23 protein-coding genes are annotated in these 21,371 nt (G+C 43.4%); 5 read left to right on the forward strand and 18 right to left on the reverse strand.

All coding sequences use genetic code 11. The features are described from left to right. Nucleotides 1-128 precede the first annotated feature (128 nt). The 8 genes from ABT997_RS06065 to ABT997_RS06100 all read right to left on the reverse strand — a co-directional run bounded on the left by ABT997_RS06065 (nucleotide 129) and on the right by ABT997_RS06100 (nucleotide 7,406). Complete coding sequence (locus tag ABT997_RS06065; RefSeq protein WP_154854701.1) at nucleotides 129-1,022, reverse strand: ROK family protein; 894 nt, start codon at nucleotides 1,020-1,022, stop codon at nucleotides 129-131. Between the two features lie 30 nt (nucleotides 1,023-1,052). Beyond that, nucleotides 1,053-1,970, reverse strand: coding sequence for a dihydrodipicolinate synthase family protein (locus ABT997_RS06070; RefSeq protein ID WP_154854698.1), 918 nt, complete (start codon nucleotides 1,968-1,970; stop codon nucleotides 1,053-1,055). A gap of 45 nt (nucleotides 1,971-2,015) precedes the next feature. After that, the gene (locus ABT997_RS06075; RefSeq protein WP_154854694.1) at nucleotides 2,016-2,663 is read right to left on the reverse strand and encodes a YesL family protein; all 648 of its coding nucleotides are present in this window, start codon (nucleotides 2,661-2,663) and stop codon (nucleotides 2,016-2,018) included. 21 nt (nucleotides 2,664-2,684) lie between these two features. Next, nucleotides 2,685-3,137, reverse strand: a complete 453-nt coding sequence (locus ABT997_RS06080) for a NanQ anomerase/TabA/YiaL family protein (RefSeq protein WP_154854688.1) — start codon at nucleotides 3,135-3,137, stop codon at nucleotides 2,685-2,687. A gap of 164 nt (nucleotides 3,138-3,301) precedes the next feature. Further along, nucleotides 3,302-4,141, reverse strand: coding sequence for a carbohydrate ABC transporter permease (locus ABT997_RS06085; protein ID WP_048717106.1), 840 nt, complete (start codon nucleotides 4,139-4,141; stop codon nucleotides 3,302-3,304). A gap of 15 nt (nucleotides 4,142-4,156) precedes the next feature. Beyond that, a complete protein-coding gene (locus ABT997_RS06090; RefSeq protein ID WP_048717104.1) occupies nucleotides 4,157-5,044 on the reverse strand; it encodes a carbohydrate ABC transporter permease in 888 nt (295 codons plus the stop codon). A gap of 203 nt (nucleotides 5,045-5,247) precedes the next feature. Further along, complete coding sequence (locus ABT997_RS06095; RefSeq protein WP_048717102.1) at nucleotides 5,248-6,564, reverse strand: extracellular solute-binding protein; 1,317 nt, start codon at nucleotides 6,562-6,564, stop codon at nucleotides 5,248-5,250. 143 nt (nucleotides 6,565-6,707) lie between these two features. Beyond that, nucleotides 6,708-7,406 carry an N-acetylmannosamine-6-phosphate 2-epimerase gene (locus tag ABT997_RS06100; RefSeq protein WP_048717101.1) on the reverse strand — a complete coding sequence of 233 codons (699 nt, stop codon included), beginning with the start codon at nucleotides 7,404-7,406 and terminating at the stop codon, nucleotides 6,708-6,710. A gap of 776 nt (nucleotides 7,407-8,182) precedes the next feature. Between ABT997_RS06100 and ABT997_RS06105 the strand changes: the two genes are divergently transcribed. The 5 genes from ABT997_RS06105 to ABT997_RS06125 are packed head-to-tail and all read left to right on the forward strand — an operon-like array spanning nucleotide 8,183 to nucleotide 9,030. Continuing rightward, complete coding sequence (locus ABT997_RS06105) at nucleotides 8,183-8,308, forward strand: bacteriocin (protein ID WP_350018958.1); 126 nt, start codon at nucleotides 8,183-8,185, stop codon at nucleotides 8,306-8,308. Between the two features lie 21 nt (nucleotides 8,309-8,329). Beyond that, a complete protein-coding gene (locus ABT997_RS06110; protein WP_006595269.1) occupies nucleotides 8,330-8,497 on the forward strand; it encodes a class IIb bacteriocin, lactobin A/cerein 7B family in 168 nt (55 codons plus the stop codon). A 12-nt stretch (nucleotides 8,498-8,509) separates the two neighbouring features. Further along, nucleotides 8,510-8,677 (forward strand): hypothetical protein, encoded by a 168-nt coding sequence (locus ABT997_RS06115; RefSeq protein ID WP_006595270.1) that lies wholly within the window; start codon nucleotides 8,510-8,512, stop codon nucleotides 8,675-8,677. 11 nt (nucleotides 8,678-8,688) lie between these two features. Next, a complete protein-coding gene (locus ABT997_RS06120) occupies nucleotides 8,689-8,856 on the forward strand; it encodes a hypothetical protein (RefSeq protein ID WP_023024913.1) in 168 nt (55 codons plus the stop codon). Between the two features lie 12 nt (nucleotides 8,857-8,868). After that, complete coding sequence (locus ABT997_RS06125) at nucleotides 8,869-9,030, forward strand: hypothetical protein (RefSeq protein ID WP_006595272.1); 162 nt, start codon at nucleotides 8,869-8,871, stop codon at nucleotides 9,028-9,030. 319 nt (nucleotides 9,031-9,349) lie between these two features. Here ABT997_RS06125 and ABT997_RS06130 read toward each other — a convergent pair whose 3' ends face one another. The 10 genes from ABT997_RS06130 to ABT997_RS06175 form a co-directional block, all read right to left on the reverse strand. Next, nucleotides 9,350-10,399: a zinc-dependent alcohol dehydrogenase family protein gene (locus tag ABT997_RS06130; protein WP_154854679.1), complete on the reverse strand. Its 1,050-nt coding sequence runs from the start codon at nucleotides 10,397-10,399 to the stop codon at nucleotides 9,350-9,352. Between the two features lie 221 nt (nucleotides 10,400-10,620). Continuing rightward, the gene (gene adhE / locus ABT997_RS06135) at nucleotides 10,621-13,272 is read right to left on the reverse strand and encodes a bifunctional acetaldehyde-CoA/alcohol dehydrogenase (RefSeq protein WP_350018959.1); all 2,652 of its coding nucleotides are present in this window, start codon (nucleotides 13,270-13,272) and stop codon (nucleotides 10,621-10,623) included. A 358-nt stretch (nucleotides 13,273-13,630) separates the two neighbouring features. Next, nucleotides 13,631-15,448, reverse strand: a complete 1,818-nt coding sequence (locus ABT997_RS06140) for an acyltransferase family protein (RefSeq protein ID WP_350018960.1) — start codon at nucleotides 15,446-15,448, stop codon at nucleotides 13,631-13,633. Next, a complete protein-coding gene (locus tag ABT997_RS06145; RefSeq protein WP_195348269.1) occupies nucleotides 15,438-15,851 on the reverse strand; it encodes an MORN repeat-containing protein in 414 nt (137 codons plus the stop codon). The genes ABT997_RS06140 and ABT997_RS06145 overlap by 11 nt, the downstream gene beginning before the upstream one ends. A 57-nt stretch (nucleotides 15,852-15,908) precedes the next feature. Then, on the reverse strand, nucleotides 15,909-16,331 hold the full coding sequence (locus ABT997_RS06150; RefSeq protein WP_061564578.1) for a low molecular weight protein-tyrosine-phosphatase: 423 nt from the start codon (nucleotides 16,329-16,331) through the stop codon (nucleotides 15,909-15,911). A 118-nt stretch (nucleotides 16,332-16,449) separates the two neighbouring features. Beyond that, nucleotides 16,450-17,016, reverse strand: a complete 567-nt coding sequence (locus ABT997_RS06155) for a nucleotidyltransferase family protein (RefSeq protein WP_350018961.1) — start codon at nucleotides 17,014-17,016, stop codon at nucleotides 16,450-16,452. A 6-nt stretch (nucleotides 17,017-17,022) separates the two neighbouring features. After that, on the reverse strand, nucleotides 17,023-18,021 hold the full coding sequence (gene ruvB, locus ABT997_RS06160; protein ID WP_045760104.1) for a Holliday junction branch migration DNA helicase RuvB: 999 nt from the start codon (nucleotides 18,019-18,021) through the stop codon (nucleotides 17,023-17,025). A 616-nt stretch (nucleotides 18,022-18,637) separates the two neighbouring features. Further along, nucleotides 18,638-19,678 (reverse strand): aldose epimerase family protein, encoded by a 1,041-nt coding sequence (locus ABT997_RS06165; protein WP_350018962.1) that lies wholly within the window; start codon nucleotides 19,676-19,678, stop codon nucleotides 18,638-18,640. 27 nt (nucleotides 19,679-19,705) lie between these two features. Continuing rightward, nucleotides 19,706-20,869: an SIS domain-containing protein gene (locus ABT997_RS06170; protein ID WP_350018963.1), complete on the reverse strand. Its 1,164-nt coding sequence runs from the start codon at nucleotides 20,867-20,869 to the stop codon at nucleotides 19,706-19,708. A gap of 97 nt (nucleotides 20,870-20,966) precedes the next feature. After that, a complete protein-coding gene (locus ABT997_RS06175; protein WP_023024891.1) occupies nucleotides 20,967-21,371 on the reverse strand; it encodes a PTS sugar transporter subunit IIA in 405 nt (134 codons plus the stop codon).

The following is a 21,371-nucleotide window of genomic DNA, read 5'->3' on the forward strand; positions in this document are numbered from 1 at the left end:
CTGGTTTTTAATCTTCTTAAATGACTATAGATATAAGTCCTTTTTTGAAAATTATCTAGCTGTTTTATGTAAAACAATAGTTTGTCTACATTCAAAAAATGCTCACCTAAGTGGTGAGCATTTTTGATTTAATTGCGTCTGGCTTGTTGTTGTTTGAAATGGTAGTAAGCTCCTACCATCCCTGCTGTATTTTGATGATGCGCAAACTCCAATTGCGTCTTGTCTGCTAGGCTTGGAACGAGGGAGTCGTTGAGGGCTGCTGAAATCTTTGGTTTCAAAATAGCTTCCTGTCCCATAACTCCACCACCAAGAATAACCACTTGAGGATTGACAACATAACAAATATTGGCAAGCCCCTTGCCTAGGTAGTCGACCATGCGATCGATTCCTGCCATACAGATGGTATTTCCTTGGGTCGCTTCCTTGAATATGCGACGACCACTCCATTGTTCGACAGGATCTCCATGTTGCTTGGCAACATATTCAACCAAAGCTGTCGTCGAAGCCAAATCTTGGAAGGCGCCATCTTGAAGATGAAGGTAACCTACCTCGCAGGCAGAATTGCTAAAGCCATGGAAAATTTCCCCGTTGATCAAGAGACAGCCACCAATACCAGTACCGACCGTTAAACAGACGGCAACTTGAGCACCCTGGCCATTCCCTGACATCACTTCTGCTAAACCAGCACAGTTGACGTCATTTTCAATTTCGCAGGGGATTTGATAGGTCTCTTCAATTTCTTTTTTGAACTGAGTTCCTGCATAATTGGGAATCTGAGGGCCCGCATAAAAGATTTCCCCCTTATCGGGGTCAACCATCCCAGCTGACGAAATACAGACTCCAAGGATGTTATTCTCTTCGAGGTAAGATTCTACTAAAGCCTTGGTTTTCCCTAGAATCCCAGGGCCCCCTTTTTCAGCTTCTGTCGGCATTTCATGCGACTCGATCAGATTCTCTGCTTCATCAATCAGACCATATTTGATATTGGTCCCACCGATATCAATCGCTAGGTAATAGGCCATACACCTCTCCTTTCCGATTTACACTCTTTTTTAAAGGAAACGTTCCTTGACTTCACGGATTAAGCTAGCTGCTTTTTGGACCACTTCCTGGTCTCCTTCAGTTACTGGACTTAATGGACTCCGAACAGATCCCAGTTCTAGACCTTCATTGATCCGCAAGACTTCTTTAATAACGCCATACATATTGCCATGAGCAGACGTCAAGACTCCGATAATACCATTGATGGCAAATTGCAAGTCACGCGCAGTTTCCAAGTCTTTCTCAGCAATCAGCTGATTGAGTTTCAAGAAGAGCTCTGGCATCGCACCATAGGTGCCTCCAATACCAGCTCCTGCTCCCATAAGACGGCCACCTAAGAATTGTTCATCTGGACCATTAAAGACGATATGGTCATCGCCTCCCAAAGAAGCAAAGGTCTGAATATCCTGAACAGGCATAGAGGAATTCTTCACCCCAATCACCCGTGGATTTTTCAACATTTCTTTATACAGACTCGGTGTCAAAGCTACCCCTGCCAATTGCGGGATATTGTAGATGACAAAGTCTGTGTTTGGTGCTGCTGCGCTGATTTCATTCCAGTAGTGGGCAACACTGTATTCTGGCAAGCGGAAATAAATTGGCGGAATGGCCGCAATGGCATCTACTCCTAGCTCTTCTGCATGTCGTGCCAATTCCACGCTGTCCTTGGTGTTGTTGCAGGCTACGTGAGCGATGATGGTCAATTTCCCTTTAGCCACTGCCATGACTTCTTCCAAGACTAGCTTGCGATCGGCTACGCTCTGGTAGATACATTCGCCGGAAGATCCGTTGACATACAAGCCCTGCACACCTTTCGCGATAAAATATTCTACCAGCGCACGTACCCGCTCCGGGCTAATTTCTCCTTGGTCATCATAACAGGCATAAAAAGCTGGGATGACTCCTTCATATTTTTTTAAATCTGACATTCTTTTCTCCTTTCACGAATGTTTACCAAATCCTATTTTTCTTTTTTATTCTTTAAAACGAGCAAATATCTTTTCCATCAATCCAACCTGTAGGAAGGTCAGGCTAGAAAAACCAATCAAGAAGAAGACCATGAGTCCTAGTAGAAAGCTTAAGACAGAAGTCACAAACACCATAGCTACTAGCAACAAGAGAGCCCCCATAACGAAGAACCATGGGAAATACAAACCAGATACAATCAGAGCTTTTTGTAGACACTCTGTCCAAGTCAATCGATAACGCGCCGCAATTGGATAGGCCGCTAGCATGACCAGAACTAGGAAGATAAAGAGCCCTAGACAAACAGCTTTTAACACCTGCATTGGCAAGGCTGTCTGACTCCAAAAGAGGAACAAGTCAAAGAGACAGATCCCTGAAATGAGCAACTCTATCCCTCCGAGCTGAAGCCCCAACTTCCAATTTTCTCGAAAGGCGTTGATATAAGTCCGAATGACTGGTAGGCGACGCTGGTGTTTGATGGCAAAAACCGTTTGATACAAACTAATCTTTGCGATCCCGATTGTGACAATCGGCAGACAGCTCAGCACAAAAAGAAGATTGACTGTGACTAAGTCCGCTATTTTCTCGCTGATTCGCATCACCAGATTGTTAGTATTAAAAACTGTTTTGATCAATCCTGTTTCTCTTTGTGACATACCGTCTCCTTTCTGACTCTCTTAATCGATTAAAATTTTCACTAACTGTTTTCGAACGACTTCTTCTTGACCCGCATAACCATTAGGCTGATGAGGTTCCCCTGGGAAGAAAATCGCAAAATTATGATACCCCAGATGAAGTGGATAAGACTCCTGGCAATGGACAAAACCGATGTCCGATGCTTCATCAAAGGCGAGCGCCTCACCTGTCACACGAGATCCATAACTCGAAAACTCATGTCCTTCTACCAAAAGATGCAAATCGGCATATCTTTTGTGGTGCTCAAAGCGATTGCTTTCTTCTTTATTGAGGGTGTTTTCTTGAACGACGAGAAAGACCTTGTCTCCATCAATGTCGTATCTCCCTAATTCAAAAGAATCCTTCCGATGCTCATAGAGAAAATCAATGGCCTGATCTAGATTGGGATGGATTCCTTTGTAAAAGGTGATGTTTTTTAAATCATCTAATATCATACACTTTTCCTTTCGACACTTCTTAGGACGAGAAAAGAACACAAGTGATTTCTTCCCTAGCCCCTTCTAGGGCACCGATGAAGTGTAGAACCTGCAAGAGCCCTACACCTCTCAGCCTAGAAAAAAGTATCTGTACACTACTATCGTTTGTCCAAGCAGACGGCTTATCCCTTGACCGCTCCCATGGTAATCCCTTGAGTGAAGGATTTTTGGAAGACCAGGAAGACCGTAACGATTGGCACCGCAGCCAAAGCTGCTCCAGCCATGATCAAGCCATAGTTGGTGGCCATTTCAGCCTGCATGGTCGCAACCCCTAGTGAAATAGTCAGGTTTTGACGAGAGGTCAGCATTACCAATTGCATAAAGTAGTCGTTCCAGGTGTTGATAAAGGTAAAGATAGCAAGGGCTGCAAATCCCGGCTTGACAATTGGGAAGGCAACGCTCCAGAAAGTCCGTAACTCTCCACAACCATCGATCTTAGCTGATTCTAAGAGTTCTGTTGGGATGTTTTCACTAAATTGCTTCATCAAGAAGACCCCGAATGGCCATCCAACCAGTGGCAAGATAACGGCTGCAAGGGTATCGTGGATTCCCATAAAGTTGATAATCCGTACCAATGGAACCAAGACAACTTGCTTTGGAAGGGCCATAGCTGCGATAAAGGTAGCAAAGAGAATTCGTTGCCCATAGAAGCGTTTCTTAGCCAAGACATAACCGGCCAAGGAAGACGTCATACAAACCAAAAGCATGGTTGCAAGGGAGATGAAGACACTATTCCACAACCATTGCAGGGCTGGGTTTTGTACCATCAACTGTTGGAAATTTTCCATGGTTGGTGTCTTTGGCCACCACTGAGGTGGGATCATAATGGTATCTGGCTGAGACTTAAAGGCCCCTGTCAAAATCCAATAGAATGGGAAAATGAACAAGACTGTCAAAAGGAGCAAAATGATCGTTGAAATCACTGTAAAGGCAGTGATGGGTTTCTTTTGTGTTGGTTTCATCTGAGGCTCCTTTCTTTAGTATTCTACGTCGTTTCCGAGGATCTTGAATTGCGCAAAACTGATAATAGCAATCATCACCGCAAGGAAGACACCCATGGTGTTGGCATAACCGTATTCAGAGAGCTTAAAGGCTTTTTCATATAAGTAGTACATGAGGGTACTCGTTGAGTAGTTTGGACCACCGGATGTCAACAATTGGATCAGGGCGAAACATTGGAAAGAGTTAATGGTCGTAATGATCGCAATGTACAAGGTTGTTGGCAATAAGCTTGGCCATTTGATCTTCCAGAAAACTTGCAGTTCTGTCGCACCATCGACACGCGCTGCTTCTACGAGAGAATTATCAATATTTCCCATAGCAGCGATGTAGAGGATGATCGGTTGACCAACAGAGGTGGTCAACAAGATGATGATGATGGCCATCAAAGCCCAGTGTTTGTCCCCCAACCAAGAAATGTTTTGGTTGATGACATGTCCAGATTTCAATACAAAGTTCAAAATCCCTGATAGCGGATCATAGATCCATTTCCACACAACCGTTACCGCTACACTCCCTGTAACAACTGGAAGAAAGAAGACGAAACGATAGAAGGAACGCGCAATGGCATTTTGATGATAGGTCTGAGAAGCCACAAACAAGGAGAACAATACTACGATTGGAACGGATCCGATAACGATGATGACAGTATTGATCAAGGACTTGATAAAGACCTTATCCGCAAACATGCGGGAGTAATTTTCAAGACCAACAAATTTGAAGGAGGTCATCGAGTAGTTGAAGAAACTAGTGACAAACCCCATAATCATTGGTGCTAATACAAAGACAATAAAGAAGATTAAAATGGGTGCTAAGAATGCGTAGGAAACCAGCGTCTCCCTCATTCGGATTTTGTTTACCTTCACAATAAGGCACCTCCTGATGTTCTTTTTCTATTTTTCCCTTGATTCCTATGTGGAATGGATGGCACTGCCCTTTCCTACATATGATAATTAGGAGAGCGAAAACACGAAGGCCCCCTCTTTCAATCTACACATGGAGATAAGAAATCGAGGGGGCCTATGCTTTCTTATTTCTATGAAAGGATCATTTGAGTTTCATAGATGATCTATTTTTTCTTGATCGTTTCGTTTGCTTTTTCAGTAAATGTCTTCAAAGCTGGTTCTGCTTTTTCATCCCCGTTTGAAACAGATTGCAACATTGGGAACCAAAGTGTACGCATTTCTGCAAAGCCGTCGATTGTGTTGTAGTATGGTGAGTAGTATTGAGTCCAAGTACTGATGGTTTCCATCCGTTTGTCATCATACAATTTACCAAATGAACTACGAACTGGGAAGGCACCTGTACGAACAACGTTCTTAGGACCCCATTCTTTGTCGTCTGCGATGAATTGAACAAATTTCTTAGCTGCTGCTACTTTCTTTTCATCCTTGTTGTTGAAGACTGCAAAACCATTGACAAGGTATTCCAATTTTGGTTTGCCTGTATCAGATGGGAATGGTACTTCGACTACTTCAACTTTACTTGCATCCAACAATTTAGCTTGGATACCGTTTTGTGAAGGTGCCCACAAGATGGTGTAAGAAGTTTGACCGTTAGCGAAGTTTTGGATGTCTGCTCCACCGTCGAATTGGGAACCATTCATCATCAAACCATCTTCAATCCATTTAGATGCTTTTTCTAAACCTTTGACAAATTTTGGATCATCTGTTGTATACTTGGTTACTTTTTCATCTGTTACAGAACCACCGTAAAGGTTAGCGATAAAGGCACGAGTACCTTGGTCTCCACCTTGACCGTTACTGAAGAGTGATCCTGGTGTGTAACCTTTGTCTTTCAAAGCTTTCAAGACTTTTTCAAAGTCGTCTGTTGTCCAGCCTTCTTTGACAAGGTCTAGAACTCCTGCATCTTCCAACATCTTCTTGTTCATCGCCATGTAGAATGGTGCTGAACTGATTGGGTACATGTAGGCAGTGTCGCCAGCTTTACTAGCTTGGATGATATTGTCGTTGTTGACATCTTTTACAAAATCTTCTGTAAAGAGGTCGTTCAAGTCAGCCAATTTACCATTTTTACCGTATTGAATAATCCGGCCTGGAGCGTCAAAGAGCACGTCTGGAGCAGTTCCAGCTTCGATAGCTGTCGTAATCTTTTCAGGACCAGATTTGAAGTCGATGGTTTCTAGTTTGACTTTGATATCTGGATTGGCTTTTTCGAAGGCTTCGATAATTGATTTTTCGTAGGTTCCTACACCATCATCAGCTTTCTCTTGAGTAAAGACTGGGAAGGCCCACCAAGTGATTTCTGTTTTACCAGAGTTATCGCTTGAAGATTCAGACTTAGATCCTCCTCCAGATCCACAAGCTGCAAGTGCTAGCACCGCTGCACCAGCTACCAACGAGCACAGTACTTTTTTCATTTTCATGTGATTTCTCCTCACGTTTGCGGTAAGATTTCTCTTACTTAGTATATCCTCACTGAGGACGGTGATTATTAAATATTCTCATTTCTACTGGATGATTTCTCTCTTCCTAGCTTCCTCCTTGTCTCTTTTTACTGTTCTTTTTTCTATTTTAAAGCCGCAACGAAGCGTTCTGTAATTTCTTTAGGTCGCGTAATAGCTCCCCCTACCACAAGCCCTCTGACACCCAGGTCATGAATTTCTTTGGCTTGTGCAGGATAGTGGATCTTACCCTCCGCAATTACATCGACACCCGCTTGGCAAAGTTGGCGAATCAAGTCAATGTCCGGTCCGTCTACTTTCGGGCTGTAATCTGTGTAGCCCGATAAGGTTGTTCCGACAAAGTCAACCCCTGCTTCGACAGCTGTTAAGCCTTCTTCAAAGGTGCTGATATCTGCCATCAAGAGTTGATCAGGATATTTCTCCTTCACTTGCTGGATAAAGTCGACAATCGATAGACCGTCATGACGCGGACGTTTGGTACAATCCAGGGCAATCACTGCGATATCTAATTCGGCCAATTCATCTACTTCTTTCATGGTAGCAGTAATGAATGGTTCTTCAGGAGGATAATCTCTCTTGATGATCCCGATAATCGGAAGCTTTGTCACTTCCTTGATCTCTTTGATATCACGGACACTATTCGCCCGGATTCCAACCGCCCCTCCTTGCTCAGCTGCTTTGACCAAGAGAGGAATCACACCTCCTGCCTCTGTGTAGAGAGGTTCATGAGGAAGCGCCTGACAAGAAACGATAATGCCGTCTTTGATCTGTTGAATTAATTCTTCTTTTGTGATCTTGGACATACATTCCATCTCCTTCGTTTATTACGTCAACTCGAGTACTTGTAAGGTTATTATATAGTATTTTTAAAGCGCTTACAATATTCTGGAGCCATTTTGATAATAGTTTCATATTTTAAACTATTCTTCCATTCCTCTGAAACTAGTTTCAGAGATGCAAACATTCTAAAATTTTTTAAGAAATTTTTTCCATTTCCAGATTTTTATACGAATAGTATAAGTGACCAAACAAAAAGAAAGGAGGACCTCAGATGTACTATACTCCCATTATCATCCCATGGTTTTTGTATTACTTCTTCCGTAAATAAATAAGGAAAGGGAATACCAAACATGAAAAAGAATACCAAAGCTTTTGTTCTATTAATCTTGCTTTCATTGATGTTGTTTTAAACTAAAACCTTGAAACGTAAGAAAAACACAGCATTGGCTATTGACCTTATCCTTGCTTCATCTAATCAGCTTAGCTGACACAAGATGAATAAAAGGCTACCCATACAAGCTAGCTCTATTGGAAAATTACCCTAGCTTTGCTTCTCAATAAGAATTAGGATTATTAAAATATGAGATGGCCTATCCACACTATAATCTTTGCAATCATCATCGCATTAACTGTTTTACATGATGCACACCTGATTGCATTTCAACCACAGATTAATTTAGCCATTGTGGCTACAATCTATCTAGCAGTTGATGCTAGATGGCGACAAACAAGAAAGAAAGAGGAAAATTAAATGACAACAGAATTCACACAAAAATTCACACCCTTAACAGAAGAATAATTGACACAAGTCGATGGGGGAGCTATCCCATTGATCGCTTGGATCATTGCTCATCCCTATCTATCTGGCTCTATTGCTGGTGGTGTAACAGCTGTCGGAACTGCCATTTGGGGAGCATTTAAATAATTAATTTGAAGGAGAAAAGCAATGATAGACCAAGTACAATTTAAAGATCTCACGCATGAAGAATTAAGTGATATTAATGGTGGAGGACTCCCTTTTCTGTTAGTTTTCGCTTACGGTTTTTCTTCTGCTTATATCGGGACAACAAAACTGATCGATGCATTTCATAGTAATATGACACGGAAATGGTAAAGGAGGAGACCTATGAGTCTGGTATTTATCACCCTCATCCTTTTGACAGGATACTGCATTCTTGATAAAAAAGCACCCAAACAGGTAGAAGGGTACTTTCCTAAATTTGCTATTGCCTTCATGGTCACTTTCACCATTCTCAACGAGGCAATTGATTTACTCTACACGATCTTACATTAAGGAGGACACTTATGGATACAAGCATCCATTATACTTGCCTAACGGAAGCTGAACTGGCGACCATTGATGGAGGAGCCTCCGTCTTTGACTCGGCAAAATTCATCGTTCAAACATGGAATATTTTATACAATTCCGGACGTGATTTTGGCCGTAGTATCATCAATGGCATCATGCACTAGAAAGGAGCAAGCATGAAACTCGAAGAAACACGTTTTAGAAGCTTGTCCGAGCAGGAACTCAGCCATGTAGATGGTGGATCCGTATGGATCACTGTTGGACTAATCGCAACTCCCCTACTCATGGGAACCTTCGCTGGCGCCTTTGACGAATACGCTCGCAAACGAGGCAAATAGTAACACTTCTTTATCATCTCACTAAACAGTACAAACATCCCAGCTATCATTCTATAGCTGGGATGTTCTATTGCTAAAACGATCTTTTTAAGCAAAAAAAAAATGAGGCTGGAACAAAAGTCCTAGCCTCTCAATTATTTTTTGATTGTCGAGCAAGACGCAGTGGTTGAATGGGCTCTACTACGCTGATTTCATCAGCTTTTACAGCCCTACTCAACTGTGCGGAGGTGGGACGACGAAATCGAATTCTAACGAATTACCGATTTCTGTCCCACTCTCATTTTTCTACCTTATTTAGGTGATGGAACCATCCAACTTCTTAGCTGAGGTCGTTATCAATAATGACTTTCAAGGCATTGTTTTCGCCAGCATGTTTGAAGATTTCGTATGCCTTCTCTGCCTCTGACAATTTGAAGTGGTGGGTCACCAACTTCGTCGCATCAATCTTACCAGATTTCAAGACGTTAAGAAGCATTTCAGTTGTATTGGCATTGACCAAACCAGTATTGAGCGTAATGTTCTTGATCCAAAGGTCATCAAGATTGAAGCTAACTGGCTTCCCATGCACTCCGACGTTGGCAATATGACCGCCGACCGAGATAATATTTTGGCAGACATCGAAGGTAGCTGGATAGCCCACACATTCCATAGAGATATCAACACCACGACCATCGGTCACTTCATTGATAAAGGCCTTGATTTCATCAATATCACTTGAACAGATGGTATGAGTAGCTCCAAACTTCTTAGAAGCTTCGAGACGAGATTCTGACAAGTCTACCATGATAATGGTAGCTGGTGAGAAGAACTGTACGGTTAAGAGAGCTGCCAAACCGATCGGCCCTGCACCAACGATACAAACGTTGTCTCCAGGTTTCACGTGAGAAGGGAGAACACCAATTTCATAGGAAGTAGGCAGAATATCAGAGAGCATAACCAGTGCTTCGTCATCTACAGAAGCAGGTGCATGATAGATACTGCCGTCTGCGTGAGGGATATGGACATACTCTGCTTGAGTTCCGTTAATTAGGTGACCAAGAATCCATCCTCCATCTTCACAGTGAGATGGCAAGCCACGTTTACAGTAGTAGCAAGTATTACAAGCCGTTACACAAGAGATGATAACCTTATCTCCAACCTTAAAGTTCGTGACTGCATCACCGACTTCTTCGACAATCCCAATTCCTTCGTGACCGAGGATGGTTCCTTCTTTACAGGCTGGAACATCACCACCCAAAATATGGAGGTCTGTTCCACAAATAGTCGTTTTTACCAAACGCACAATTGCATCAGTCGGTTTCTTGAGGACTGGTTTTGGTTGATCAATCAACTGAAGATTTCCTGCGGATACATATGTTGCTGCTTTCATAAGCGACTCCTTTTTTGTTGGTTTTATCAAACCATTTTATTGTAGTTTTACTTTGTGAATATTATAACATACAAAGGTAAGCGCTTGCAACATATTTATTAGATTTTTTTAAAAGATAATTTTCAGATCACAAAAACCAATTTCTATCGTTAAAATAAAGAAAAATCCCCCGCTCTTTTGAGCGAGGGATAGCTGATAAACATTATTTGTTCAGTAGCGTCTTATTTACGACGTCCTGGACGTTCTTTGTAACCATAGTATGCATCTTCGATGATTTCTTGCATATGGTCTACCATTGGAAGACGTGGGTTAGCTGGTGAACATTGATCTTCGTAAGCAAGGAAGGCCAATTCGCGAGAATGTTTCTTCCATTCTTTTTCATCGATTCCTTGTGCTTTAAAGTTCATTTGGATTCCTACGCGCTCACCGAGTTCGTAAACAGCTTTCGCGTAAGCTTCAACTGCTTCTTCTGGTGTAGAGCATGGAAGGCCAAGCATACGAGCGATATCTTGATACTTCTCATCTGCACGGTAGTAGTTGTACTTAGGCCATGTTGCTGTCTTAGCTGGGCGTGTACCGTTGTAGCGGATAACGTATGGAAGCAAGATCGCATTGGTCCGTCCGTGAATAGTGTGGAATTGCGCACCAATCTTGTGAGCCATTGAGTGAGAAATACCTAGGAAGGCATTCGCAAAGGCCATACCAGCAATAGTTGAAGCGTTATGCATTTTCTCACGTGAGTGGAAGTCTGCATTCTTCACTGAGCTTTCCAAGTTTTCAAAGACAAGTTTGATGGCTTGAAGAGCAAGACCATCAGTGTAGTCGCTAGCCATTTGTGATACGTAAGCTTCAGTCGCGTGAGTCAATACGTCCATACCAGTATCTGCAGCAACAGATCCTGGAACTGTCAATACCAAAGCAGGGTCTACGATTGCCACAGTTGGTGTCAATGAGTAGTCAGCGATTGGGTATTTACGGTTGTTTGCTTTATCAGAGATAACGGCAAATGGTGTTACTTCAGATCCTGTACCAGATGTTGTTGGGATGGCAATGAATTTCGTCTTCTTACCAAGCAATGGGAACTTGAAGGCACGTTTACGGATATCCATGAATTTTTGAACCAAGTCACGGAAGTCCACTTCTGGTTGCTCGTAGAAGAGCCACATTACTTTAGCCGCATCCATTGGAGATCCACCACCGAGAGCGACGATGGTATCTGGTTTGAAGGCACGCATGATCTCTGTACCACGTTCAACGGTTGTAATATCTGGATCTGGTTCTACGTCTGCAAAGATTTGGTAAACCACCTTGTTGCGACGAAGGTCAAGCTGTTCGATGATGCGATCAAGGAAACCAAGCTCTACCATAGCGTGGTCTGTAACGATCATGACACGTTCAACGTCACGACATTTTTGTAGGTATTCAATTGAATCACGTTCAAAGTATGTTTTTGAAGGTAGTTTCATCCATTGCATGTTATTTCTCCGGCGTCCGACTTTTTTGATATTCAAGAGGTTGATGGCACTAACGTTGTCCCCAACAGAGTTGCGTCCGTAAGAACCACATCCAAGTGTCAATGATGGCAAGAAGGCATTGTAAACATCTCCGATACCACCGAAAGTCGAAGGAGAGTTGCAGATCACACGAATGGCTTTAACTGCTTTACCAAATTCTTTGGTCAATTCTTCATCAGCAGTATGGATGGCTGCTGAGTGACCAAGACCGTTGAATTCAACCATTTGGCGAGCTTTGTTAATTCCGTCTTCACGGCTTTCAGATTTCAAAACAGCGATGACTGGTGACAATTTTTCACGAGTCAACGGTTCTTTTTCGCCAACTTCTTTACATTCTGCCGCAAGGATATTGGTTCCTTCTGGGACTGAGAAACCAGCTTGTTCAGCGATCCATGCTGCTGGTTTCCCAACGATGTCCGCATTCAACTTCGCACCCGCACAGTTTTTGCTGTTAGCTTTTACGCCGAAGCAGAACTCTTCAAGAAGGGCTTTTTCTTTTTTGTTAACAAAGTAAGTGTGGTAAGATTTGAATTCTTCAACAAACTCATCGTAGATTTCTTTATCGATGATGACCGCTTGTTCAGACGCACAGACCATACCGTTGTCAAATGATTTAGACATGACGATATCGTGAGCAGCTTGGCGGATGTTAGCTGATTTTTCAACATAAGCTGGAACGTTACCTGCACCTACCCCAAGAGCTGGCTTCCCACATGAGTAGGCCGCCTTCACCATGGCATTCCCACCTGTTGCAAGGATGGTTGCAATCCCTTCGTGGTTCATAAGGGCACTGGTTGCTTCCATAGATGGTTGCGTGATCCATTGTACACAGTTTTCAGGAGCTCCTGCTTTAATCGCTGCATCGCGGACGATTTGTGCCGCATGAGCAGATGATTCTTGAGCGGATGGGTGGAAGGCAAAGACGATAGGGTTCCGTGTCTTCAAGGAGATCAATGCTTTAAAGATTGCTGTTGAAGTTGGGTTGGTTGTAGGAGTGATCCCGCAAACGACTCCGACTGGCTCCGCAATAAGGGTCAAACCAGTGACGTCATCTTCTGAAATGACACCAACTGTTTTCGTATGACGCATGTTATTTACTACGTGTTCACAAGCGAACAAGTTCTTAGTCGCCTTGTCTTCAAAGACTCCACGACCAGTTTCTTCATAGGCATGAAGAGCGAGCTCACCGTGTGCGTCAAGAGCTGCTACAGATGCTTTCGCCACAATGTAGTCTACTTGCTCCTGATCCAATTTGCGCATTTCTTCAAGCGCAACAAGTGCTTTTTGCACCAACTCGTCTACGTGTTTTTCAGCAGCGAGTTTCTTTTCTTCAGGTGAGAGAGTTTTTTTATCAGCCATTTGATGCTTTCCTCCAATGTTTGAAACCCTTATCCTTTTCCGGAACTTTTTCCTGTTTTCAGAAACTTTCAAGAATAGTGTAAGAAATTTCGATTTGTTAATTTTTTCACAATATTATTGTACTCTATTTTAGAAAATTTGTAAATAGTTTCACAAATATTTTTTTAACTTTTTTCCATGAACCCTCCTTCTCCTTCTATACAGGAGTATTTTCAAGAAAAAATTGAAGGAATTTTTTGAGAACGCACTTCAATTTCACAAACAAATATTTTCACGCAATTTTTGTAAGCGTTTTCTTAATTTTACTAAAAAAAGCAATTTTCTTCAAGTGAAAATTGCTTAAATCATATAGTAAATTTTACGGTTTAACCGGCCCCTGATTGGCTTGATCAACTGCTTCTTTCACGACGTTGGCATACAGGTTTCCTCCAACATCGATGGAACCATCTGATTCTAAACCAAAATGGACATTATCCGTTCCAGCCCAAATCTCTGGATTATCGACAGCCACTTGGTACCAGTCTGCTACATAGACATAGTCATATTTTTTAGCCAATTCCAGCTGATACTGTCGAGTCTGAACGGTAACGCTATTGCTATCATTGGCTTCACGCCCATCATATGGGGTCACAAAGATTAAGCGATGTCCTTTTGGTAATTCTTGAACAAACTTATCCAACAATTCTTGATAATTATTAGAAGAGTTAGTTCCAAGTGCAATCACCACGTTCTTGAGTAAGACTCTATTGGCAATATCTGTTTCATATACTTTTAATCCTGAGTCCAGATTGCGGCTCACCAAAGCATCTAATTGGATATCTGGCAGAACTTGTTTCAGATAATCTGATGCCCGGAGGTTTACAGAATCCCCGATCATGGTCACGCCATCTGATACATTGTAGGAAGTCGCTGAAGCATTGTCAACTTGGGCACGCGTGATCTGCATCTTGCTGTCGGATTGACGAAGACCTTCGGTAATCAGGTTTTCATCAAAGGCTCCGACGCGTGGCGCAAAGAGTGCAATTCCAAACATGAGCAAGGTCAAGGGAATCGCGCTGTAAAAGAGTGGTTTCGTGAAACTTCTGAGATCCATCGAAATCCCAAAAATCTTCGGTTCACGTCCAGCCAAGGTTGGTTCAATAATATAGAAACTCAAGGCAGCAAGACTAAAGGATACAAGCGCTGTTAGTAGAGAAGCCCAGCCATTGGTCATTAATTGAGAAAAGATGATGTAAAATGGCCAGTGGAAGAGATAAACCCCATAACTGGTATCTGCTATAAAGGTAATTACTGCTGGTTCTTTCTGATTCAGTGTCTTTTCATGAAGGACACGCGTCATCACAATCATCACAGATGCAGCAAGAGTTGCTACTAAAAAGCCAAATAAATAGGTCCAAACACTATCAAAGGGAAGGATAAAGGTCAAGACCAATAAAACTAGAAAAGCACCCGCTAAAATCGCTAACGTCTTCTGTAGAGATAGCTTCTTCACTAATTGAGTAAGATTTGGGCTGGTCGTTGTAATCCCTGTCACTGTCGCTAAAGCACTCCCCACAAAGAAAGGAAAGACGTGAGCGATACTAGAAAAGTAGACATTGGACAAATTCTTGGTGACCAGCGCTCCGACAAAGAAGGTCAGGAAAGTCACCAAAAAGAGACCTGTCGAAGATAGGAAGATATAGCCTCTATATTGGCCAACTGATTTAGCTTTTTTACCCAAAAACCAAGCCAAGAGCGCCCAGAGGACATAGTAATGAACTTCAAGAGCCAAACTCCAAGTATGAATGAAAAGATGGGGGATGAACTGACTTTCGTAACTTCCGCCACTTAACATCTCATAGAAGTTGGTCACAAATCCAAAGACGGCTGCAATCTGTGTCCCAATCCCAGCTATAAAGTCTCGTCTGACCAAGAAGGTAAAAGGCATGACCAGCAAGACCATAAAGACTAAAGGAGGGACAATCCGGTAGAAGCGTCGTCGAAGGAAGCCCTTGAGATCAATTTTTTGATGACGGGCAAACTCATCAATCAGAAGAGCCGTAATCAAAAATCCTGAGAAAGTAAAGAAGATGTCGACTCCAATAAATCCACCAGGAAAAACTTTTTGAAAGAAATGGTAGAGAAGAACGAGAAGAAGTCCCGTTATCCGTACCAATGAAAACCATTTAATTCGCATTTTGATAAATTCCTTGTTTAAACGTTCCCTTATAGACGACATTTTGTTCTGTCGTCAAGGTTCCCTGGCCTTCTGGTTGGCCATTGACAAATTCACCTTCATATTTCCAGCCAGCCTTGGCTGTAAAGGTTCCATAACCACTAAAGGTCCCATTGACAAAATTGCCCTTGTAGGTGTCCCCGTTCTCAAAAGTCACCGTCCCTTGGCCATTCATCTTGCCTCGGACGACACTTCCTTCGTAGCGAATAGCTCCCTTATCGAGGGTCAGCACACCTCTGAAAGGAATGGAGGAAAGAAATACCCACAAAGCAGACAGAACAATGATCCCCAAGGACAAGCGTTCAATATTCTCTCTCGTAACATAGACCTTATAGGTCTCATATAATTCTTTTATTTTTTCCATATTCTGTTCATTCTTTTTATCTTCAGCCGGTTAGTCCTTTAAGGAGTCAGTCCGAAACTAATCTTCTAATCGATCCAACCACTCTTGACAACCAGCTAGGACACGGCGATAGGTCTCTTCGAAATCTCCTGTGTACCATGGATCTGGGACACTTTCTCCTGCAAAGAGATGAATCTTGTGCTCTGTTCCAGGCGGTGCCATTCGTTTGAGGTCAGCCACATTGTTCTCATCCATTCCTAAGATCAGATCAAAGGTATGAAAATCTTGGTCACTGATTTGAAGAGATGTTTTAGACGCATCATAGGGCACGCCATGACTGCGAAAAATCTTTTGAGTCCCTTGGTGAATAGGGTTCCCGTGCTCCCAGTTAGATGTAGCACGACTTTCAATCTCATACTGGTTGGTCAAATCCTTCATGACAAACTCTGCCATGGGGCTCCGACAAATATTTCCTAAACACACAAATACAATTTTTTTCATGACAGCACCTCCTTTCTATTATAACAGAATGTGAGAAAAATATAATCTGCTAAAATTATAATTTTGAGGCAAGATGAAAAAAGCCTGTCCACCATTGAGGTAGGCTGACTTTCTTTTTTTATTCAGGCAGGATGATCTGAAGGGCTGGCCATTTTCGTTTCCAATCTTTCTTCCGCATACGCTCTGTATAAACTGCCAAACGCTCGGGACTAGCTAAAAAATGTGGAGTCGGCTGAACGATGAAGTCTTCGATATCCCTTGTCCCATAGGGGAGAAAGAGCTCTAGCTGACCATCATTCCTTAAGCGAACCGCAAGGGCCGTACACTGCTCGGGGTATTTGGAAACCGCATCACAGGCACTATGATAAGGAGCCGTCCCCGGACTATGCTGGTGCATGTAGACTTGGTTTTTGACTTCCCAGGCATACTGAGGATAGGTCTTCTTTAATCCCTGCTCGATCTGCAGAGTCTCCTCATAGCTGATCGCGGGGTCATAAAAGACCAGATCCAGATCCGTCGCCACGTCAAACCCTGGTCTGCCAGAAAGCTGGTTCCAGATAAAATTGCGCACCGCACCTGCTGCTAACCAAGCGTCTGCCAGGTTGAAATCTCGAATAATAGTCAAGACAGTCATCATCTCCGGATCCGCTTGGATCTGCTCTACTATCGCTTCTTCCGTCAGCATCTTCTTCTAGTCTCCATTGTAGGGATAACCCAGGTGTTCATAGGCCTTTCGGGTTGCCACGCGCCCTGTCCGGGTCCGCATGATAAAGCCTTTTTGAATCAAGTAAGGCTCATACATATCTTCTACGGTCTCCCGCTCTTCAGCAATATTGACCGATAGGGTCCCAAGTCCAACCGGGCCGCCACCGTACATCTCAATCATGGTCCGCAGGATCTTTTGATCGACATAGTCAAGTCCTTCATGGTCCACATCCAGCATAGAGAGGGCCTTGTCTGTAATGGTGTCGTCAATCAAGCCGTCGCCCATAATCTGGGCAAAATCACGCACCCGCTTCAGCAAACGGTTGGCAATCCGAGGAGTCCCCCGACTACGAAGAGAAAGCTCTTCGGCAGCCTCGTGGGTAATCTCCATCTCAAAGATCTCGGCGGTCCGCTCGACAATCTCTGTCAGATCATCTTGCTCATAGTATTCCATATGACCGGTAATTCCAAAGCGAGCACGCAAGGGATTGGACAGCATCCCAGCTCGAGTCGTCGCCCCAATCAGAGTGAAAGGAGGAAGATCCAGATGGACACTCCGGCTAGTCTCGCCAGCACCAATCATAATGTCGATGTAAAAATCTTCCATGGCGCTGTATAGCACTTCTTCGACTGACATAGGCAGACGGTGGATCTCATCGATAAAGAGAACATCGCCCGGTTCTAAGTCATTAAGGATGGCTACCAAGTCACCAGCCTTTTCAATGACAGGACCGGAAGTCTGCTTGAGGTTGACTCCCAGTTCGTTAGCAATGACAAAGGCCATAGTGGTCTTCCCAAGTCCTGGAGGGCCAAAAAGAAGGACATGATCCAGCGCCTCATCCCGAAGCTTGGCTGCCTCAATAAAGATTTTCAGCTGGTCCTTAACCTTATCTTGACCAATATATTCATGTAAATATTGTGGGCGCAACGTCCGTTCAACAGCCTCTTCATCGCCCATGATTTCATTGTCTAAAATTCTACTCATACAGTCTATTATAGCAAAAAATGATGCCTCTGATGATTTAAAATCATATTCTATTCAATCTATCACTAATTATTGATTGTTAGGTGTTGGGAATCGATTCCCCTCTTAAACTACCTTGTTTCTTTTTAAGGAACGTAGTCCGTCTGCGACCCTATTGGACTGCCTTCACCATTATAATAAGGAACGTAGTTTTCGCTCCGTTCAAACTGCATCAACGTACCTAAACTCGTCTACGTCCCTATCAGGCTTGGTTAGATGAAATAGGTTTAGTAATAATTACATAACGCAGTGGTTGATTGGTATCTTTGTTCGCTCTTATAGCTCCAAAGATTACCTAATCAACTGTGCGGGGGTGAGACAACGAACAATTTTAAAAAATTGTTCTGTCTCACTCCCAGAAAAAAAGCCACCGGTTTTGGTGGCTCTTATAGGGAGATTATTATGAAAAAGTTTTAGGAGTTTTATCATTCAAAGTTAGGAGGTCTTTGATGATGGTATTAGTATACGACGGGAAGCTTAAAGTTTCCTTATAGTCTTTTTAAAAAATTTTTTTCAAAAAAAGAGAGGGTGACAAACAAAGATTTCACATCCTTGTTTGTCACCCTCTCTTTCTTATCTATTTCTTAGCGATGGCATGGTAGCTAGTCTTGCTGGTGAAGACTTGACCCGCTCTCAAGATAACCTTTTCAGCTTGGTCGCTATGAATGGCATCTGGTACGGTTTGGAATTCTAAGGCCAAGCCATTGTGTTGAACCATTGGTTTTCCTTCCAGATAAACCGTTTCATCCACAAAATTGGCTGAATACACCACCAAGGCTGGGGCTTCTGACTTGAAGGTCAAAAAGCGCCCAGACGGCTGATGGTAGAAGAAACCTGCATTTTCATGCCCTTCTGGCAAAGCGAAGGGATGGTCTAATCCTTCTACCAGGCGGATTTGCGGATCAGCATCCTTGAAGAGATCCTCTAACAGCATGGCTTGGTAGAGATGCTGAACAATTGGACTTTCTCTATCCACAGTGTGAAGAGGAACGCCATCTGGATGAATGGGGTAAAGCCCCTGATGATTGATCTGGAAGACATGGTCATTTATCGGCTGGGTAAAGTTGCCTGATAGGTTGAAATAGCTGTGGTTGGTCGGATTGACTAGGGTGTCCTGGTCTGTCTCTACTCGGTAACTGATTTCCAGCTCCCCTGCTTCAGTCAAAGCATAGGTCACCCAGATCTTGAGATTCCCAGGGAATCCACCGGTGCCATCTGCACGCTCTGTGTACAGAGTGATTTCTTGGTCCGTCACCGACTCCACGCTAAACAAGGCGCTGTCCCATCCAGTCGATCCACTATGGTTGCAGTTGGTTCCATTATTGGCTTCCAAGTGATAGGTTTGCCCATCGAGGTCAAAGCTGGCACCTGCGATTCGACCAGCGACTGGACCAATACTGGCTCCATATTTAGGGCTATTGCCGACATAGGCATCAAAATTGTCAAAGCCCAAAACAATATTAGCGAATTGGTCCTGTTTGTCTGGTGTTACATACTCTAAAATAGTAGCTCCATAAGTCATGACAGACAATTGATAACCCAGGTCATTTTCGAGGCGATACGCTTCTACATCTTGACCGTCCAATTGACCAAATAGATATTTTTGATAGTGTTTCACAAGTTGTCTCCTCCAACATCATTCATTCTAGTGAAAAGGGTGAATCACCACTCCTTGTACAACACGGTTCACCGTTCCTGTCGGTGATGGTGTGTCTGGGCGATTTTGAACCTTGAGCGAAGTCAAGAGGGAAATCAATTGACCGTAGATAATGTATGGGAAGGCACGGTAGATATCCAGCGACTCTGCTGAAGAGGCTACCAACACTTCACGTACATGCTCAATCCCAGCAGCTTGGTCGGTCAAGAGGACGACCTGACGGGCAATCTGATCTCCCGCCACTTCTCCAACCAAATCCAAATCGTACTGGCGTGTATAAGGATCAATGGATCCAAAAACCAAGACCAGGGTCTGGTCATTGATGAGGGATTTCGGTCCATGACGGAAGCCGACAGGGCTCTCATACATGGTCGCGATTTTACCAGCTGTTAACTCTAAAATCTTGAGCTGAGCTTCATGAGCTAGCCCGAAGAAAGGTCCTGCTCCTAGATAGATGACGCGTTCGAAGTCTAAATCTACAACTTCCTTGACCTCGCGATCTTTCTCCAAGACCTGCTCTGACAGATAAATCAATTCTTCCACTCGTTTTTCCTTGATTTCTTCCTCACTTGGGTCAAAGACCAAGAGGGCTATCAAAAGCATAGAAGTAAAGCTGGAGGTCATGGCGAAGCCGGCATCGTTGGTTTCTTTTGGTTGGAGAAGCAAGAGATTGCGCTCATCTCCGTGGGCCTGCTGGGCTAGTTTTCCTTCGGCTGCACAGGTAATGGTGATCTGATAGAGATCCTCCACCAATTGTTGAGCTAACTCAACTGTCGCAACACTTTCAGGCGAGTTGCCACTTCTTGCGAAGGAAACCAAGACAGTCGGCACTTCTTTTTTGAGATAGGTTTGTGGATGCGCCACGACATCGGTCGTCGCAATGGATTGGAAATTCCAGTGGCGTTCATCGTGGACTTCCTGCAAGTAAGGAACCAAGGTATCTCCCACATAGGCTGAGGTCCCTGCCCCTGTCAAGATGACCTTGATGTAGCCATGACGCTTCCCAATAGCCTCCAAAAACTCTTGGATTTCTTTTGCTTTCTCTTGATAGAGACGATAGGTTTCTTTCCAAACTTCTGGTTGCTGGTAAATTTCGCGTGTCGTAATCTCAGCCCCCAGTTCCAGCAGTTCTTCTTTTGTATAATCTAGCATGCTTCTCCTCTTTTCTACTCGCCTTATAAGCGGTAAGAGGCCGAGACAATTGTCCCAGCCCCATTCCGAATGTTCAAGCGGTCTTCGCTATCGTATCTTATTCATCCTCGTCGTCATCAAAGTTGGATAAAAGATCATTAACCTTCACGATGCTTTCTTGTGCACGCGCTGGATAAGCTTCTTCTCCTCCGACCAGGCTGTTATTAATAAATTCAATTACCATTGGCAAGTTCATCCCTGCATAGAGGTCAATCGCACGTCCTTCAAGAATCAGACGGCTAACTGTATTACAAGGAGTGCCTCCCAAAAGATCCGCAAAGACGATATAGTCCTCAAAGTCTGCAACACAGGCTTCAAACTTGGCTGTAAACTCCTCAGGACCTTCCTCTGGCAAGAGGGCCACGGCATGAATATTGTCTTGTGGTCCCATAATCATTTCTGTACTGGCTTTGAGCTCTTCACAGAAGCGACCATGACTGACCAATACTAACTGTTTTGCCAT

Origin of the sequence: Streptococcus australis (genome assembly GCF_040226615.1) — a bacterium.
GTDB lineage: Bacteria > Bacillota > Bacilli > Lactobacillales > Streptococcaceae > Streptococcus > Streptococcus australis_E.

Bases quoted from the DNA above. Each gene is read 5' to 3' on its own strand.
- ABT997_RS06065 (WP_154854701.1), bottom strand. From the start codon at position 1,022: ATGGCCTATTACCTAGCGATTGATATCGGTGGGACCAATATCAAATAT.
- ABT997_RS06070 (WP_154854698.1), bottom strand. From the start codon at position 1,970: ATGTCAGATTTAAAAAAATATGAAGGAGTCATCCCAGCTTTTTATGCC.
- ABT997_RS06075 (WP_154854694.1), bottom strand. From the start codon at position 2,663: ATGTCACAAAGAGAAACAGGATTGATCAAAACAGTTTTTAATACTAAC.
- ABT997_RS06080 (WP_154854688.1), bottom strand. From the start codon at position 3,137: ATGATATTAGATGATTTAAAAAACATCACCTTTTACAAAGGAATCCAT.
- ABT997_RS06085 (WP_048717106.1), bottom strand. From the start codon at position 4,141: ATGAAACCAACACAAAAGAAACCCATCACTGCCTTTACAGTGATTTCA.
- ABT997_RS06095 (WP_048717102.1), bottom strand. From the start codon at position 6,564: ATGAAAATGAAAAAAGTACTGTGCTCGTTGGTAGCTGGTGCAGCGGTG.
- ABT997_RS06100 (WP_048717101.1), bottom strand. From the start codon at position 7,406: ATGTCCAAGATCACAAAAGAAGAATTAATTCAACAGATCAAAGACGGC.
- ABT997_RS06110 (WP_006595269.1), top strand. From the start codon at position 8,330: ATGATAGACCAAGTACAATTTAAAGATCTCACGCATGAAGAATTAAGT.
- ABT997_RS06115 (WP_006595270.1), top strand. From the start codon at position 8,510: ATGAGTCTGGTATTTATCACCCTCATCCTTTTGACAGGATACTGCATT.
- ABT997_RS06120 (WP_023024913.1), top strand. From the start codon at position 8,689: ATGGATACAAGCATCCATTATACTTGCCTAACGGAAGCTGAACTGGCG.
- ABT997_RS06125 (WP_006595272.1), top strand. From the start codon at position 8,869: ATGAAACTCGAAGAAACACGTTTTAGAAGCTTGTCCGAGCAGGAACTC.
- ABT997_RS06130 (WP_154854679.1), bottom strand. From the start codon at position 10,399: ATGAAAGCAGCAACATATGTATCCGCAGGAAATCTTCAGTTGATTGAT.
- adhE (WP_350018959.1), bottom strand. From the start codon at position 13,272: ATGGCTGATAAAAAAACTCTCTCACCTGAAGAAAAGAAACTCGCTGCT.
- ABT997_RS06140 (WP_350018960.1), bottom strand. From the start codon at position 15,448: ATGCGAATTAAATGGTTTTCATTGGTACGGATAACGGGACTTCTTCTC.
- ABT997_RS06145 (WP_195348269.1), bottom strand. From the start codon at position 15,851: ATGGAAAAAATAAAAGAATTATATGAGACCTATAAGGTCTATGTTACG.
- ABT997_RS06150 (WP_061564578.1), bottom strand. From the start codon at position 16,331: ATGAAAAAAATTGTATTTGTGTGTTTAGGAAATATTTGTCGGAGCCCC.
- ABT997_RS06155 (WP_350018961.1), bottom strand. From the start codon at position 17,016: ATGCTGACGGAAGAAGCGATAGTAGAGCAGATCCAAGCGGATCCGGAG.
- ruvB (WP_045760104.1), bottom strand. From the start codon at position 18,021: ATGAGTAGAATTTTAGACAATGAAATCATGGGCGATGAAGAGGCTGTT.
- ABT997_RS06170 (WP_350018963.1), bottom strand. From the start codon at position 20,869: ATGCTAGATTATACAAAAGAAGAACTGCTGGAACTGGGGGCTGAGATT.
- ABT997_RS06175 (WP_023024891.1), bottom strand. From the start codon at position 21,371: ATGGCAAAACAGTTAGTATTGGTCAGTCATGGTCGCTTCTGTGAAGAG.